Here is a 15,268-nt window from a genome sequence, read left to right on the forward strand (position 1 = left end):
ACATTGGAGGAAGAACAACATGGAAAAAGCAAAGATCGACCGTATCAGTGAGCTGTCCAGAAAATCGAGAGTGCAGCCGCTGACCGAGGAAGAAAAGCGCGAACAGCAGGCGCTGCGGCAGGAGTATATCGACAGCATGAAGGGAAGCCTTCGTGCAACGTTGGATCACTCGGTGATCGTCCGTCCCGATGGAACAAGGGAGCGGGTCAGCGACCGCAAAAAAGAAAAATAAACCTAGAAAAAACAGCCTGTGAAAATTTTTCACAGGCTGTTTTTGAATCGTGTTATGACAAAAAGAGGTTCCATTTGAAAGAACTATTTTGCCGATGGATCGGTCAGCATTCGGTCGACTGCGCTGAACAGTGCATAAACCGAAGCCGCGATAATATCAGTGTGGACGCCGCAGCCCCAGAACGCCTTTCCTTGTTCCGAGGTGATGCCGATGTAGGCGATCGCGCGGGAGGTCGAACCGCGTTCCAGCGCGTGCTCCTGGTAGACAATGTCGTGGAAACGGATGTCCAAACCTTTACGCAGAGCGTTGCTCACCGCGTCGAATCGACCGTTGCCTCGGCCAGTCAGCTCCAGCTGTTCTCCGCGCACCGTCAGCGATACGGTGGTGTGGTATTCCTTCTTGTGTACAAAGTAGAAGTCGTCGAGCTGAATCGGAGCATTCAGATTGAGATAGGTGTCGGTAAAGATTTTGTGTACCTCCTCCGGCGACAGTTCCTTGTGCTGGTGGTCGGAGATGCCTTTGATGAGGTAGCCAAATTCCTCTCGCATCGCCTTTGGCATATGGATGCCGTATTTGTGTTCCAGCAGATAACCGATGCCGCCCTTGCCGGACTGGGAGTTGATGCGGATGACGTCGTGCTCATAGCTGCGTCCAATGTCCTCGGGGTCGATGGGAAGGTAGGGAACATTCCAGTGGTCGCAGTCGTGAGTCTGCCGCCACTGCATTCCTTTGGCGATGGCGTCCTGATGAGAGCCGGAAAAGGCAGCAAACACCAGCTGACCGCCGTAGGGTTGACGAGGCGGAATATTCATACCGGTCGACTCCTCATAAACCTCAGCCACATGAGGCAGGTCGGACAGATCCAACTGTGGATCGACGCCATGGGAATAGAGGTTGAGTGCCAGCGTGATGAGGTCGACGTTGCCGGTGCGTTCACCGTTGCCAAACAGGGTACCTTCCACCCGCTGACCGCCGGCGAGGATGCCCAGTTCTGCTTCGGCAACAGCGCTGCCGCGGTCGTTGTGCGGATGCAGAGAGAGGATGACATGCTCACGGAAGTTGAGGTGGTCGCCCAGATATTCCACCTGATTGGCGTAGATGTGCGGCATCGACAGCGACACCGTCGAAGGCAGGTTGATAATGACCGGCCGATGTTCGTTTGGCTGCCAGGCGTCCAGTACTGCGTTGCAGATGCGAACGGCAAAGTCCGGTTCGGTGCCGGTGAAGCTTTCGGGAGTGTATTCCAGCAGGAATTCTCCGGCGGTGCGGGCAGCACATTCGGCAATCTTGCGGGTGCCGTTGACGGCAATCCGGATGATCTCCTCATCGGATTTGCAGAACACCTGCTGACGCTGGGCAACGGAGGTGGAGTTGTACAGATGGATGATGGCACGACGGCAGCCGCGCAGCGCCTCGAAGGTTTTTTCGATGATGTGGTCGCGCGCAGGAGTGATGACCTGGATGGTGACATCGTCAGGGATGAGGTGATGCTCGATCAGGCGGCGGACAAACTGAAACTCGGTGTCCGATGCGGCAGGAAATCCGACCTCGATCTCCCGAAAGCCGAGCTTACACAGAAACTGGAAAAATTCCAGCTTTTTCTCAAGGTCCATCGGCACAATCAACGCCTGATTGCCGTCGCGCAGATCGACGCTGCACCAGCGAGGAGCCTGGTCAATGTACTCCCGTTTGCTCCAGCGGCAGTCGGTGACCGGCGGATTAAAATAGTTGCGGGCATATTTCTGAACGTTTTTCACAGTAAAACTTCCTTTCGCAGGGACAAAAAAGGTCTTTCGTCCCTGAATATTTCAGAGACGAAAGACCGAAACTTCCGCGGTACCACCCTGATTCACACCGTTTAGGTGTGCACTCTGTTTGTACGGGCCATGCTGCCGATACAATGCCAGGATAACGGTCGGACAATTCCGCTGCCGCCTACTTTCCATCGGGATGGATTTGGGGACAGAGCTCCCAGGTCAGTTCGAACGGAGTTCCACCGCTGCCTTGCACCGGCCGGCAGTTCTCTGAGGAGGGTTGTCCGCCTACTATTCCTGTTCAACGCTGTTGTAATTTTTCTTTATGATAAATGGATTTTGTGAAAATGTCAAGTCTGAATTGCTTGCTACAAAATGGGTGAAAAAACAATATCGTACATAAGTAGTGACATTTTCCCATTATAGGAAAGCAAGATTTGAAAAGCAATAGAATCTTTGTTATACTAAAAATAGAAAGGGGGAAGTCTCGTGTATGCTAGAAAAAATTTGAGGTCTATTGTGACAATGTTTCTTGTGGTGCTTATTTTTCTTCTCCTTTTAGTGAGGTGTATACAGAGTCGCCCGCTCGATTTATCAAAGGTTAACGTTGAGGCAATCCAATCGATTGAATATGAGGTTCCCACACATGGAACGAGAAGAATTGTCAATCAACCAGAAAAAATAAAAGAAGAGTATGAGCGGTTGATTCGCGCGATAGAACATCAGGGGATGCTAAAAGCAAATGCACATCCTCCAAAAGGGTGCGCATGAATTCCAAGTTATGAGGTAAGGTATTGCCTCAAAATGAATAATGGGGAAACATTGTGCGACTGTATCTACGTGGATTGGCCATAACAAAAAACGGGCTGTGCACTGCACAGCCCGTTACTCTGCAAATTATTCTGCTTCCGGTTCAATCAGAGCATAGTTGCCATCGTGGCGTTTGTATACGACGTTGATTTCGCCAGATGCTGCGTTGCGGAATACGAAGAATTCATGATCGAGCATGTTCATCTGGAGGATTGCTTCCTCGACCTCCATCGGTTTGACTGGGAACCGTTTTGTCTTTACAACCTTATATTCATCCGGCTCGTACATTTCTTCGATAAATTCTGGAGTGAAGGATGCAGATTTCATCCGTTTTTCCAGTTTGTTTTTGTTCTTTACGATCTGACGGAACAAGGAGTCGACAACCGCTTCCAGAGCATCTTCACGTTCATCAGCGGTTCTTTCTGCACGGAAGAACAGACCTTCCGATTTGATGGTGACTTCGACGGTCTCATGATCGCCCGAATGAATGACGGTGACCTGGGACTGTGCACTGTCGCCAAAGAATTTATCAAATTTGGAAAGTTTCTTCTCAACTCTTGCACGGAAAGAATCTTTGATACCTGTATTTCTGGCTGTGATATTGATCTTCATCGCTTCAACCCCTTTTGCGGATAATGTACAAAATATATTAAGAAGCTTAATATGATTTTGTTGAGTTTATTATACTACGTTCCTCTCAAAAGGTCAAGGAGAATGTGATAAAAAACAATATCTTTTCTGTGAAAGAATTGCAAACGCCCAAAAAAGCAAAAGTTTTGCAGGAAAACAGCCCCAGAACCTGCATCACCACTGTACAAACAGGAGAGACGAGAGGGTAAATAGGGCATAAACACTTGCATTTGCAGGGCAAACTTGATATGATAAATCTGATTTCATAATGGGATACGGTCAGACAGAAAAGGAGAATCGCTGTTGAGAGTAGTATTGTCAGCGCCCTGCCACTTTGGGCTGGAGAGCGTTTTATCTTCCGAGATCCGCAGGATGGGCGGAGAAAATCTGGAGGTCACCGACGGAAGGATCACCTTCGAAGGGGACGAGAGCATGATTGCCAGAGCAAACATCGGACTGCGCACTGCCGAGCGCGTCCAGCTGGTGCTGGGCCGGTTTGAGGCGCGCAGCTTTGAAGAGCTGTTTCAGGGAGTCAAAAAGATTCCTTTTGAGGATTATATCGGCAAAAAGGATGCCTTTCCGGTCAAGGGCGGATGGTCGTTAAAGTCGCAGCTGTTCAGCATCTCCGACTGCCAGTCGATCATCAAAAAGGCAATCGTCACCCGATTGCAGGAGGTGTACAACCTCAGCTGGTTTGAGGAAACCGGCACCACCTATGCGGTGGAATTTGGCATCAACCACGACCAGGTGATGATTACGCTGGACACCACCGGCACCGGACTGCACAAGCGCGGCTACCGCAAAAATGCGGTGCTTGCTCCGATCAAAGAGACGCTGGCGGCGGGCATCATCGACCTTGCCCACGTCTATCCAGACTCGATTTTGTACGACCCGTTCTGCGGTTCAGGCACCATGCTCATCGAGTCGGCGCTGCACGCTCTGCGCATCGCGCCAGGTCTGCGCCGCCGCTTTGCCGCAGAAAAATGGGACTGGCTGCCGCAGACCGTCTGGCAGCAGGAGCGCCAGCGCGCCTTTGATCTGATCCGCCGCGATGCCACCTTCCGCGCTTACGGCAGCGACATCGACCCGCAGGCGGTGGAACTTGCCCAGTACAATGCAAAACAGGCAGGTGTAGGCGGACGCATCCAGGTGGTACAGCGCGATGTCAAAGATTTCCACATTCCGGTGGAAAAAGGCGTGGTCATCTGCAACCCACCGTACGGCGAGCGTCTGCTCGATTTAAAGACGGCGCAGGACATCTATCAGACGATGGGTGAGGTGTTTAATCAGGGTTATCCGCACCGCTATTACATCATCAGCCCTGACATGGAGTTTGAAAAGTCATTTGGAAGGGTAGCGGACAAGCGCCGCAAGCTCTACAACGGCATGATCCCGTGTCAGCTGTATATGTACTTTGAAAAGGACGGCGCAAAGCCCGCACCCAAAGCACAAAAGAAACCTGCTTCTTTCCAGAAACCCAAAAAACAGTACCGATAAAAGCACAGGCAGAGCCGATCAAAGCGGCTCTGCCTGTTTTTAACATAAGATGGAGGAAATGGGGGAAAGCGATGGAAAAAGAAAAGTTTATCTATTCACCAACAGCAAGCTTGGGAGAAACAGAGGAGACAAACGCAATCGAACAGTCGGTGCAGGAAAAGTATCCCTGTCCGTGCTGCGGATGCCTCACCCTTCCGGTACCCAGCGAGGATGCGCTGGCTTATGTCTGTCCGGTGTGTTTTTGGGAAAACGATGTGTTTATTGCCACCGATGAGGAGCCGAGTGACGAAAACCACGGGATGACCCTGCGGGAAGCGCGCAGCAACTATCGGGAGTTTGGCGCCTGCTGTGAAAGGATGCTGTGTTATGTGCGAAAGCCATATCCGCAGGAGCTGCCAAAGCAGGAGGATTTGTCCAGCAGCAGGTCTACGGCGGCAGCCAGAGCCGCTGCACTGCGGCGGTTGTAATGTACGCCGTCGACCGACAGCCCCAGCTGACGTGTGCGCTCCAGATGGGCTTTTATCGGAGGAAAGAGGGTCATGCCGGCGGAATCAAGCATCCGAGGAAGGTTGCGGTGCTGCCAGGAAAAGCTGCAAGGGGAAGGTGCAAGATGAAGCTGCATCCCGTACAGATCGACAAAGCCGCAGCCATACCGGTGGGCAAGCGAGCGGATGATCTGGTTGTAGCGGCAGATTTTGTCGTGCGGAAAATGTTCCAGCTGGAGATAGGGAATGCCGATCAAAATGACATGCAGTTGACGGCGCTTTAAATATTCCAACATCTGTTCATAGGCAAAGGCAAACTCCTTGTCGTCGGTGATGCACTGCATCCTGCGGCAGCGAGGAGCAAACTGCATCGCCCACAGGGGCGACAGTGTGCACAGATAGGGCAGCAGCAGGTCGTTGGTGCCGATGCCGACGACACAGGTGTCGATCGTTTCGGCGGCACAGCCGTCGAGGATACGGCGCAGACGCTGGGTCATCCGATGCAGGGTGTCCCCGTTTTTACCGGCGTTGATGACCGGCTGATTAGTTTTCAGGCGGTCGATATAGGAATAGCCGACTCTGCCGTAGGTCAGGCTGTCTCCGATGCACAGAATGGCCATAAAATCTCCCCTTTTCTGATGATGAAATGTAACAGCATCATAGCACAAACCATCTCTTCTGTCGAGCAGAAAATAATGAAAAAACTGCCGCTGTTTTGTAAAGACAGCGGCAGTTTTTTGATGTACAGATTAAAGAATGATATTTTTCTGGTTGCCGTCCAGATAGCTCTGGATGTTGTCGAATACGATCTCTGCGCGGGCAATCATCGACTCAGCCGAAGCAAAGGCAACGTGTGGAGTAACGATGGTGTTTTTGCTGTGCAGAAGTGGATGATCGGTGGAAAGCGGCGGCTCCTTCTCAAAGACGTCGATGCCTGCACCGGCGAGGTAGCCGCTGTTTAAAGCGTCTGCCAGTGCCTGCGAATCGACCACCGGTCCGCGGGCAGTGTTGATGAGGTAAGCACCCTGTTTCATCTTGTCGATGCTCTGTGCGTTGATGAGGTGCTTGGACTCCTCATTGATCGGGCAGTGCAGCGAAACGATGTCCGACTGCTGGAGCAGCTCGTCGAGCGAAACAAACTCGATGAAGGATGGTTCTTTTCCGGTGACGTGGCGTTTGTAGCCCAGCACCTTGCAGCCAAAGGCGTGGCACAGCTCGGCAGTACGGCAGCCGATGGCACCGGCGCCGACGATGCCGACCGTCTTGCCGCGAAGCTCACAGCCGACCAGACCGTCTTTGGTCTGTCCCTGACGGCAGCGCTGTTCCACCTGCGGGATGTTGCGCAGCAGCGAGAGCATCATGCACAGAGCGATCTCGGCGACTGCCTGGGTGGAATATCCGGCAGCGTTGCTGACCTTGACGCCCATCTCTTTGGCGGCATCCAGATCGACGTGATCGACACCGGTAAAGGCAACGTCGATGAACTTCAGATTTTTGCAGGCGAGGATGACCTCACCGGACAGCGGCATATTGGCGATCATCAGAATATCAGCGTCTTTTGCACGCTCGATTTGAACCTGTGGATCGGTGTCCTTCGGATAAGCAACAAAGGTGTGACCGGCGTCAGTGAGCGGTTTTGCACAGGCAGCCAAGGTCTCCTCGGAAACTCCCAGCGATTCCAGCAGAACGATTTTCATAAACAATCCCTCCATAGTGGCTTGATGAGTCAAAAACTATCCTCATTATAGTCCCTTTTTTGGGGGATGTAAATCTTTTTTGGAAGAATCGGCAGAGCTGTTTGCCGGTCTGCACAGGGAGCGCACCCAGAGCGGACAGATCACCAGATAGAGGATCAGAGCCAGAAGAAACGGCGCATCCTCCACATAAGGGCGCGGATACAGCGAAAATATAAAGTTGCAGCACCAGAGCAGAGGAAGCGGCAGCAGTCCCCACAGATTGTGGCAGAGCCAGCGGCGGCGCGCCGTTTCCTTCTGCGGCGATTCCAGTTTCCAGCAGCAGCCCAGCGCGATGGTGAGCGCCAGCAGCTGGAGCAGGATGCCTGGAATCAGCAGGAAAACACGTTGATACTCCTTCCACAGCAGCGCGCTGACGAGGAAGCCGGCATAGTTTAAAAAGGTGGCGAAAGGAAATGCCTGCATCCGGTGTCTGCCCGAGGAAGGAGGATCAGCCTTCTCGGAGGATGCAGCTGCAGGAGCAGCAGGTTCTTCTGCGCTGTCGTCGAGCAGATAGTCGGTCGTCACCGAAAATAGCCTTGCCAACGTGAGCAGCTTTTCCAGCTCCGGCTGGGATTCGTTTCGCTCCCAGAGCGAGACTGCCTGTCGGGAGACCGAGAGCTTTTCGGCGAGCGTCTCCTGCGACCAGCCGTTTTTTCTGCGGAGCATCCCGATTTTTTCACCGATGGTCATGATGATCCCTCATTTTGCGTTTGATGTTAAGCAAAGTTTAGCAGGCAGGAGGGAAAAATACAACCAAGCGCCTCTTTCTTTTGCCGCAAGTGCTGCTTGCGTCCTGAAAAAAGGGCGCAAATACGCCAAAATTTAATTGAGCAGCCATACGCCAAGATTTAAATAGCCTGCAAACACCAGCCACAGAAGATATGGAATCTGCAGCAGAGCGGCAGTTTTGTTGACCCGATAAAACGAGCGGATCATCTGTACAACCAGCACGATCAGCAGCACCAGCCACAAGAGCGCGGGCAGATAGAGCGAAAGCCGGAAAAACAGCACCGGCCAGAGCAGGTTTACAATCAGCTGGACAAAATACAAAAGCAGCGACGAGGAATACAGTGCGCCTTTGATCGAGAACACCTCGGTCAGCGAGCGCAGAATCATCCAGGCGGACACCGCCATCAGGATAAACAGGATGGTCCAGACCACCGGAAAGACGATGCCTGGCGGAGAAAAAGGCGGGCGCACAAGATCGGGGTAGCGGCCCATGCCGTCGCCGGACAGCAGAACGGACAGTCCGCTGACCGCTGCGACCAGCACAAGGTTTAAGGCCAGCGCAAGCAGGGATTGTTTTTTTGACATAATCTCATCTCCTGAATCAATTTAGACGGAAAAGGACGGACGTACATTATTTTTGCCTTTTCTTTCGCCGTTATTTATTGTATTATGGTATCACGCAGGAATTTTATGACAGAGGTGAATGAAAAAATGGCTAAAGAAGATTTTTTCAAGCGTCAAATTGAAGGAATTATCCGCGTATACGCAAAGCTGCTGTTTAACAAGGAGTATAAAGGGGACGAGTGGGAGGAAGAAATTCCAACGACGCCGGAAGGCGAGGAACTCTCCCTGCAGGACGACCTGGACCGGATGCTGGGACAGGGTGAGATCGGTCAGGCGGAGGACCTGCTGTTTGAGGTGCTGGAGGAAGCGGTGGCTCAGAAGGTCAGCCGCAGGGAATGTGAGGAGCTGGTCACCTGGTTTTATGAACAGCTGAGCAGAATGAGTGACGAGGAGCTGGAGCGTGGAGACTTTAGCAGAGAGGAAATTATCGACGGACAGGCACAGGCCCTCTATCTGTGCATCCAGACGGAGTATTAAGCGGCCTGTCTGTGTCAGCGCGCTCACCTTTTTGACGGTGACCGCTCTGTTTTTGCCGCTGTATGAACGGATGCTGGAATACGGCTGGTACCGTCGTCTGCTGTTGGCAGGTGCAGCGGTGCTGACTTTGTTGCTGGTACTAAACGCCCTTTCCCTGATGCACCTGCCCAAACGGCGGATGTCGCTGATCTGGCTGGTGGGTGTTTCGGTGACGGCGGCGCTGGTTGTGGAATTTGCTTCTCTCGAGCGCACCGTCGGTCGGGTACAGCCCTTTGACGGAACTTCGCCGACGATCTGTGCGCGGGTGCTGGAGTGGGACCGAACCGACTATGGAAGCAAGTATCTGATCGAAACGCTGGACAACGAAAGCTTTCCCAATCATCTCCGCGCCAGATTGTATACCTATCAGGAACAGGCAGCGGAAGCCGGAGATATCATCCAGATTACGGCGCCGGTGACCGCTGACATCCAAAATTATGATAAAAGCCGCGGCATCTATTTCTATGTCTTTGGCGGAGAGACCGCCATCGAGTGTATCCGGTCGCAGGAGCTTCTGCGCGACCGCATCATCGAAGAAACCCAAACACTGTATGACGATCCGGTGCTGGGAATTGTGGAAGGCGTGTTGTTTGGCGAAAAGGGAAATATCGAAGAGCCAATCCGCCAGATGATGACCGACGCAGGTCTGGTGCATCTTCTGGCAGTTTCGGGCATCCATATCAGCCTGATGGGAGCATTCTGTGGAAAACTGTTCTCCTTTGTCAGGATACCCAAACGGTTTGCAGCGCTTCTTTCGCTGGGACCGGTGTGGGGATATATCGCGCTGGCACAGTTTTCTCCGTCGGCGGTCCGCGCCGGCATCATGGCGACGATGTACACTTTGGGAATGCTGCTGCAAAGGGAAGGAGATACTCTGGCTGCCCTTTGTACAGCAGCCATCGCCGTGCTTGCCGTGTCGCCATATTCGCTGTATTCCATTTCGTTTCAGCTTTCCTTTCTCATCACATTGGGCATTATCCTCTGCACCAGTCCGATTGCGCAGGTGCTTTTGACCACCGGTCCGGTCGACTGGCTGATGGGAAGAGGCGGAGAGCGGATGGAGAAACTGCTGCGAACCCTCTGCTCCACCGCGGCAGCTTCGCTTGCGGCGACGGTGTTTTCGATGCCGGTGATGTTGTACCACTTTCAGTACACCGCCATTTGGGGTGTACTGGCAGCGGAGCTGGCCCTATGGGCAGCAGCTCCGCTGATGGTCTTTGCCGTGCTTTCGGTGCTGTTTGCACTGCTGCACAGCCTGAGCGGATGGCTTGTCTTTTTGCTGGTTGCAAGGGTTGCTGCGGGATTTGCCGGAATCTTTGCACGGTGGATTCTGCTGGTGAGCAAAGCGATCTCCTCGCTGCCAGGAGCGCTGTTTTATTCGCACGATATTTCGATGATGCTGTGCGGCGGCGTTCTCGTTGCACTGTTGCTGCTTGCTGTCTGCAAGTGGAAAGGACTTTCCAATGCCGCAAAGCGCAGCCGCATGGCCTGCTTTGTCAGCTGTTCGGTGTTCTGCCTGTGCGTCACCATGACGGCAGAAACGCTGTCCGACAAAGGGATGCTCACCATCTTTTCGACCGAGAATGCGCTGGTGCTGACCCGCGACGGACAGGGAGCTTTGGTTGGGGATGTCTGTGACGAATATGAGGCACAGGATGTCCTGTCCATCCTTCGCTGTGAAGGAGTGGAGCGTCTGGAACTGGTGCTGTGTACCAGCGAGGATACCGACGAGAGTGTGGGACTGGATATGGTCGTCGAGCAAATGCGCCCGAAGATGGTAGCGGTGGAGCCAAAAGGAACGATGTATGCGCATATCCTGGAGGCGATGGACGGTACAGAGACAGTGTCGCCACAGTCGCTGTATGCGCAGCTTCTGGGAGGAGTCTCCATCCAGATGCTGGATGAAAGCGTGCAGATCGAAGCAGGCGGTAAAAAACTGTTAAAAACAGGGCAGAGATGTGATATAATAGACCAAGGCGGCAGCGAGGTGCGCAGAGTGTATCTGCTGCCCGAACAATCGGCGCTGAAGATCAACATGGACGGAAAGGCGGGAACACAGGGATGATCTTTAAAGAAGAAAGCCAGCTTTTGCAGAATATCAAGCTGGGGCATCTGTATCGGGTGTACCTGCTGTACGGGGAAGAAAAATATCTCAAGGAGATGTACCTCAAGCGTCTGATCCGTCTGGCGGCGCCGGAGGAGTTTGAATCGTTTAACCTTCACCGCTTTGACGGCGGAGATCTGGATGTTGATGCACTGCTGGATGCGTGCGAGGCAATGCCGTTTCTGGCAGAGCAGCGCTGCGTCGTGGTGGACAAATTTGATTTTGAGGGGCTTTCGGCCAAGGACAGAGAGAAAATTTCTGCGCTGCTGGAGGACCCACCTGAGACCACCGTGCTGATTCTGGTGGTGGACAAGGAGGAGTTTCTGCCAAAGAAAAGCGCCGCAGCTAAAAAACTGGTGGCGCTGTGCGACAAGGGCGGCGCAGTTTTGGAGCTGAAAAAGCGAAGCGGAAGCGATTTAACGCGATTTGTCCGCTCCAAACTGGAGAGCAGAGGCTGCACCATCACCAAGGATAACTGCGATTTGCTGATCGAGCGCTGCGAAAAGGACATGCTGACGCTGTCCGGTGAGCTGGAAAAGATCGGAGCTTATGCGCAGGGAAAATATGGCGCCGATGCGCAGCATCCGGTGGCAGTGACAGCGACGATGATCGAAGAGGTGACCTGCAAGACGGTCAGCGCTTCGGTGTACGATCTGTCCAGGGCGATCCTTGCCGATCGCTTTGAAAAGGCGATGCGCATTTTGGAGGACCTGATCTATCTGCGCTACCAGCCGACCGCAATTCTTGCGGCACTGTCGGGAGCCTATCTTGATTTATACATCGCCCGAACCGCCAAAAACATGGGTCAGGGCGAGGACGCCATCAAACAGAACTTTTCCTATAAAGGGCGGGATTTTGTGGTGCGCAACAGCCTGCGCGACTGCGCAAAGTATCCGCTGGAGGTATTGCAGCGCTCGGTCATCTACCTTGCGCAGACCGACCTGCGCATGAAGAGCACCCGTGCCGACAACAATCTGCTTCTGGAGCAGGCAGTGACCGAGCTGTTTTTAATCGCTTCGGGTCAGAAACAATAAGACACAAAGGAAGATTTGCAAGATGATACACACCGACCGCGCGATTGTAGTGGAAGGAAAATATGATAAAATAAAACTGGGCGGAATGGTCGACGGGGTCATTCTGTGCACCGATGGATTTCGCATCTATAAGGACAAAGAGATGCAGGCGCTGCTGCGCACCCTGGCAAAAAAACAGGGTCTGGCGGTGCTGACCGATTCGGATGCGGCAGGATTTCAGATTCGCAGCTTCCTGCGCAGCATCTGCGGAAAGGAAAATATCGTCGATGTCTATATTCCCGATCTGTACGGCAAGGAGAAGCGCAAAGCCCATCGCTCCAAGGAAGGAAAACTGGGAGTAGAGGGTGTGCCGGAGCAGATGCTGCTCGAAGCGCTGCAAAAGGCAGGTATCGGTGCATCTGCTGTGGAGCACGGCAGCACGCCGGTGGATAAGCTGCTTCTGTTTGAGCTGGGACTGTCCGGAGGACCGGACGCTGCCGGACGCCGCAAGGTGCTGATGCAGCATCTGAATCTGCCGCAGCACCTGAGCACCAATGCGCTGGTCACGGTGCTGGGAGCGCTGATGGATGCACCGCAGCTTGTGCAGCTGTGTGAGCAGCTGTTTAAAAACGAAGAAACAACGGATGAGGCGTAAGAAGGGGAGAAACGGTTGTGGGATTTAATACACTGACATTTCATTTTCTGTTCCTGCCGGTGGCTATGCTGCTGTTCTACGTCTGTCCGCCCAAATACAAAAATGCGGCGCTGGTACTGGCGTCGTTTCTGTTTTATGTGGCAAATGATCTGAAAAATCTGCCGATGCTGCTCTTTTCGGTGATGTTTGACTATCTTGTCTGTGCAAAGCTGGTGCGTTCCAACGGTCAGATGAAGGGCAGAAAGATTGCGTTCTGGCTGAGCATCATCAAGAATATCGGACTGATGATCGCGGCGATGGCGATGCGGGAGCTGTCGGCACAAGCCCTTCCGCTGGGACTGATGGTCTATACCGTCACCTCGATGGGCTATGTCATCGACGTCTACAACGGTGACGAGCGGTTTGACGGAAATATCGTGGACTATCTGCTGTTTACCTCCTTTTTTGGCAAGCTCTATGCCGGACCGATCGTGCAGTACTCCGACCTCAAGACACAGTGGGAAAGCCGAGATCTGTCGCTGGAGCATGTGCAGAAAGGATTGCAGCTGTATGTGGCAGGACTTGCGCGCCTGGTCATTCTGGCGGGAGGCATCCTTTCGGTGCAGCAGGCGGTGGAAGCCATCCCTGAGGGAGAAAAAACGGTACTGTCGGTGTGGGTGCTCATCATCACCTCCACCTTCGGTCTGTATTATACGCTGACCGGTTACTGTGATATGGCACGGGGACTGGCATCGTTTTTTGGCATGGAGTTTCCCGAAAACTTTAATTATCCGTTTCAGGCGCGGTCGGTCTCGGACTTTTTTAATCGCTTTAATATCACCGTCACCCGCTTTATCAACCGCTATGTCTATGTTTTTCTGGGTGCGGATACCAACGGCGTCCTCTCCACCATCGTAAATACCCTGCTGACCACCATGCTGATGGGACTGTGGTTTGGTCTGCGGTTAAATTATCTGGTGTGGGGAATCTATTTTACCTGCTTTATCCTGCTGGAAAAATATTTCCTGATGAAGTATCTGCAAAAGATACCGCCGATTTTTGACCGCATCTATACGTTTATCATCGTCATGTTCTCGTTTACCATCTTTTCGGGCAGCTCGCTGCGGGAAACGGCGGTAAATTTGCAGTGCATGTTTGGACTGGGCAGTCTGCCGCTGTTTAATAACCGTATGATCTACATTCTTTCTACCAATTATCTGATCATCCTGCTCAGCTTCTTTTTTGCGACCAGCCTGTCCGCAATCATCGGAAACTTTATCAGAGCAAAACTGCCGCGCCTTTTTCACATGGCAGGCGGACTGCTCTACTTTGGCATATTCGTCGCGTCTATTTCGTTTTTAATCTAGGAAAGGGGATTCGGCATGAAGTATAAGGTCCTTCCGGGGCTTCTCCTTGCGTTGCTGATGGGATCGGCGGGAGTGTGGGCGCTGTTGAGCCACGCCGGAGCTTTCCCAAAGTTTAACCGCTATTACCAGCTGGACGACTATCTGGAGGATGTGGAAGCAGCCATGCAGAAAAGCATCCCGTTTTCGGAGGAGCTGTCCTCTCTGGCGGTGACGCTAAAGATGGCAGGCGGCGCCAAGGAGTTTGACAATATTTTTATCGGGGACGATATTCTGGTGGAGGATATTGGAGATCCTGACCAGGAGCAGACCGAGCAAAATACCCAGGCACTCAATACGCTGGCGGAAAACAGCAGAATCCCGACCTATGTGATGCTGCTGCCGACCAAATGTGCGATCAAGCAGAATGAGATCCCACAGGTGGCGCCGCTGTTTAACCAGAAACAGTTCATCGAAAGAACCTACAATGGACTGCTGGGCAAGGTGACGGTGGTGGATGTCTATCCGACCCTGTTCTCCAAGCTGGAGGAGGATCTGTACTATAAAACAGACCCGCACCTGACGGCGCTGGGAGCGTACAGTGTCTATGAGGTGCTGGCACAGCGACTGGACAACACCCCAAAGCCGCAGGAGGATTTTGACATTCAGTATGTCAGCCACGACTATTACGGGCAGACCTATCAGCGATCGACCTATAAAAATGTATCGCCTGATGTCATTGCGCTCTACCGCTATCAGAAGAACAACCGCAATTATACCGTCACCCATAACGACGGCTATTCCTACACCTATGATTCGCTCTATCCTGAACAGCTGTTGATGCTGGAGGATGAGATGAATGTGCTGTTGGGAGGAAATACCGGCGACATCACCATCCGCAGCAATCTGCGCACACAAAATACCCTGTTGGTGGTGGGAGATGACAGCATCCTGCCGGTGCTGCCGTTTTTGGCAGCACATTATTCCCAGATCCGGTTTGTGGATCTGAGCGATATGAGCAAAGAGGAGATCGAGCAGATCGACTGCGGCAATTATCAGCGGATGCTGATTGCCTACTCGGTGGATACCTTTATCCACGATGCCGATCCGGCCAAGATGGTGTATCTGGACACCGAGCAAACAGGGGAGCAACCTCTTTCC

General features: G+C 52.8%; 15 protein-coding genes and 1 other annotated feature. Of the genes, 9 read left to right on the forward strand and 6 right to left on the reverse strand.

The features are described 5' to 3' along the window. Positions 1-19 precede the first annotated feature (19 nt). The gene (locus Q0L39_RS03185; RefSeq protein WP_296626890.1) at positions 20-232 is read left to right on the forward strand and encodes a DUF896 domain-containing protein; all 213 of its coding nucleotides are present in this window, start codon (positions 20-22) and stop codon (positions 230-232) included. Between the two features lie 83 nt (positions 233-315). On the opposite strand, the gene Q0L39_RS03190 is transcribed toward Q0L39_RS03185, so the two are convergent. Both Q0L39_RS03190 and raiA read right to left on the reverse strand, forming a co-directional pair. Beyond that, positions 316-1,989, reverse strand: coding sequence for a 2-isopropylmalate synthase (locus Q0L39_RS03190; protein ID WP_296626891.1), 1,674 nt, complete (start codon positions 1,987-1,989; stop codon positions 316-318). A gap of 50 nt (positions 1,990-2,039) precedes the next feature. Next, positions 2,040-2,300: a binding site (T-box leader), on the reverse strand. Positions 2,301-2,883: 583 nt separating this feature from the next. Beyond that, positions 2,884-3,408, reverse strand: a complete 525-nt coding sequence (gene raiA / locus Q0L39_RS03195; RefSeq protein ID WP_296626892.1) for a ribosome-associated translation inhibitor RaiA — start codon at positions 3,406-3,408, stop codon at positions 2,884-2,886. A 321-nt stretch (positions 3,409-3,729) separates the two neighbouring features. Between raiA and Q0L39_RS03200 the strand changes: the two genes are divergently transcribed. Both Q0L39_RS03200 and Q0L39_RS03205 read left to right on the forward strand, forming a co-directional pair. After that, positions 3,730-4,923, forward strand: coding sequence for a class I SAM-dependent RNA methyltransferase (locus tag Q0L39_RS03200; RefSeq protein ID WP_296626893.1), 1,194 nt, complete (start codon positions 3,730-3,732; stop codon positions 4,921-4,923). A gap of 71 nt (positions 4,924-4,994) precedes the next feature. After that, positions 4,995-5,390: a CPCC family cysteine-rich protein gene (locus Q0L39_RS03205; RefSeq protein WP_296626894.1), complete on the forward strand. Its 396-nt coding sequence runs from the start codon at positions 4,995-4,997 to the stop codon at positions 5,388-5,390. Here Q0L39_RS03205 and Q0L39_RS03210 read toward each other — a convergent pair. The 4 genes from Q0L39_RS03210 to Q0L39_RS03225 all read right to left on the reverse strand — a co-directional run bounded on the left by Q0L39_RS03210 (position 5,288) and on the right by Q0L39_RS03225 (position 8,458). Further along, positions 5,288-6,028: an SGNH/GDSL hydrolase family protein gene (locus tag Q0L39_RS03210; RefSeq protein ID WP_296626895.1), complete on the reverse strand. Its 741-nt coding sequence runs from the start codon at positions 6,026-6,028 to the stop codon at positions 5,288-5,290. The two genes, Q0L39_RS03205 and Q0L39_RS03210, sit on opposite strands and share 103 nt — an antisense overlap. 129 nt (positions 6,029-6,157) lie before the next feature. Beyond that, positions 6,158-7,105 carry a 2-hydroxyacid dehydrogenase gene (locus tag Q0L39_RS03215; RefSeq protein WP_296626896.1) on the reverse strand — a complete coding sequence of 316 codons (948 nt, stop codon included), beginning with the start codon at positions 7,103-7,105 and terminating at the stop codon, positions 6,158-6,160. A gap of 45 nt (positions 7,106-7,150) precedes the next feature. Then, positions 7,151-7,834, reverse strand: a complete 684-nt coding sequence (locus Q0L39_RS03220; RefSeq protein WP_296626897.1) for a helix-turn-helix transcriptional regulator — start codon at positions 7,832-7,834, stop codon at positions 7,151-7,153. 132 nt (positions 7,835-7,966) lie between these two features. Then, the gene (locus Q0L39_RS03225) at positions 7,967-8,458 is read right to left on the reverse strand and encodes a TspO/MBR family protein (RefSeq protein WP_296626898.1); all 492 of its coding nucleotides are present in this window, start codon (positions 8,456-8,458) and stop codon (positions 7,967-7,969) included. A 126-nt stretch (positions 8,459-8,584) separates the two neighbouring features. Here Q0L39_RS03225 and Q0L39_RS03230 point away from each other — a divergent pair, with 126 nt between their 5' ends. The 6 genes from Q0L39_RS03230 to Q0L39_RS03255 form a co-directional block, all read left to right on the forward strand. After that, positions 8,585-8,974 carry a DUF6483 family protein gene (locus Q0L39_RS03230; RefSeq protein ID WP_296626899.1) on the forward strand — a complete coding sequence of 130 codons (390 nt, stop codon included), beginning with the start codon at positions 8,585-8,587 and terminating at the stop codon, positions 8,972-8,974. Positions 8,975-9,011: 37 nt separating this feature from the next. Then, a complete protein-coding gene (locus tag Q0L39_RS03235; protein WP_296626904.1) occupies positions 9,012-11,078 on the forward strand; it encodes a ComEC/Rec2 family competence protein in 2,067 nt (688 codons plus the stop codon). Continuing rightward, entirely contained in the window at positions 11,075-12,151 is a 1,077-nt protein-coding gene (gene holA, locus Q0L39_RS03240) for a DNA polymerase III subunit delta (RefSeq protein WP_296626900.1), read from the forward strand. Before Q0L39_RS03235 ends, holA begins: the two co-directional genes overlap by 4 nt. 22 nt (positions 12,152-12,173) lie before the next feature. Beyond that, the gene (locus Q0L39_RS03245) at positions 12,174-12,785 is read left to right on the forward strand and encodes a DUF4093 domain-containing protein (RefSeq protein ID WP_296626901.1); all 612 of its coding nucleotides are present in this window, start codon (positions 12,174-12,176) and stop codon (positions 12,783-12,785) included. Between the two features lie 17 nt (positions 12,786-12,802). Beyond that, positions 12,803-14,131 carry an MBOAT family O-acyltransferase gene (locus Q0L39_RS03250; protein ID WP_296626902.1) on the forward strand — a complete coding sequence of 443 codons (1,329 nt, stop codon included), beginning with the start codon at positions 12,803-12,805 and terminating at the stop codon, positions 14,129-14,131. Between the two features lie 15 nt (positions 14,132-14,146). After that, on the forward strand, positions 14,147-15,268 hold a 1,122-nt coding region (locus tag Q0L39_RS03255), incomplete at its 3' end, for a DHHW family protein (RefSeq protein WP_296626903.1).

Source organism: uncultured Negativibacillus sp. (assembly GCF_944388365.1).
In the GTDB taxonomy this organism is placed as follows: Bacteria; Bacillota; Clostridia; order Oscillospirales; family Ruminococcaceae; genus Negativibacillus.

Bases quoted from the DNA above. Each gene is read 5' to 3' on its own strand.
- Q0L39_RS03185 (WP_296626890.1), top strand. From the start codon at position 20: ATGGAAAAAGCAAAGATCGACCGTATCAGTGAGCTGTCCAGAAAATCG.
- raiA (WP_296626892.1), bottom strand. From the start codon at position 3,408: ATGAAGATCAATATCACAGCCAGAAATACAGGTATCAAAGATTCTTTC.
- Q0L39_RS03205 (WP_296626894.1), top strand. From the start codon at position 4,995: ATGGAAAAAGAAAAGTTTATCTATTCACCAACAGCAAGCTTGGGAGAA.
- Q0L39_RS03210 (WP_296626895.1), bottom strand. From the start codon at position 6,028: ATGGCCATTCTGTGCATCGGAGACAGCCTGACCTACGGCAGAGTCGGC.
- Q0L39_RS03215 (WP_296626896.1), bottom strand. From the start codon at position 7,105: ATGAAAATCGTTCTGCTGGAATCGCTGGGAGTTTCCGAGGAGACCTTG.
- Q0L39_RS03220 (WP_296626897.1), bottom strand. From the start codon at position 7,834: ATGACCATCGGTGAAAAAATCGGGATGCTCCGCAGAAAAAACGGCTGG.
- Q0L39_RS03225 (WP_296626898.1), bottom strand. From the start codon at position 8,458: ATGTCAAAAAAACAATCCCTGCTTGCGCTGGCCTTAAACCTTGTGCTG.
- Q0L39_RS03230 (WP_296626899.1), top strand. From the start codon at position 8,585: ATGGCTAAAGAAGATTTTTTCAAGCGTCAAATTGAAGGAATTATCCGC.
- holA (WP_296626900.1), top strand. From the start codon at position 11,075: ATGATCTTTAAAGAAGAAAGCCAGCTTTTGCAGAATATCAAGCTGGGG.
- Q0L39_RS03245 (WP_296626901.1), top strand. From the start codon at position 12,174: ATGATACACACCGACCGCGCGATTGTAGTGGAAGGAAAATATGATAAA.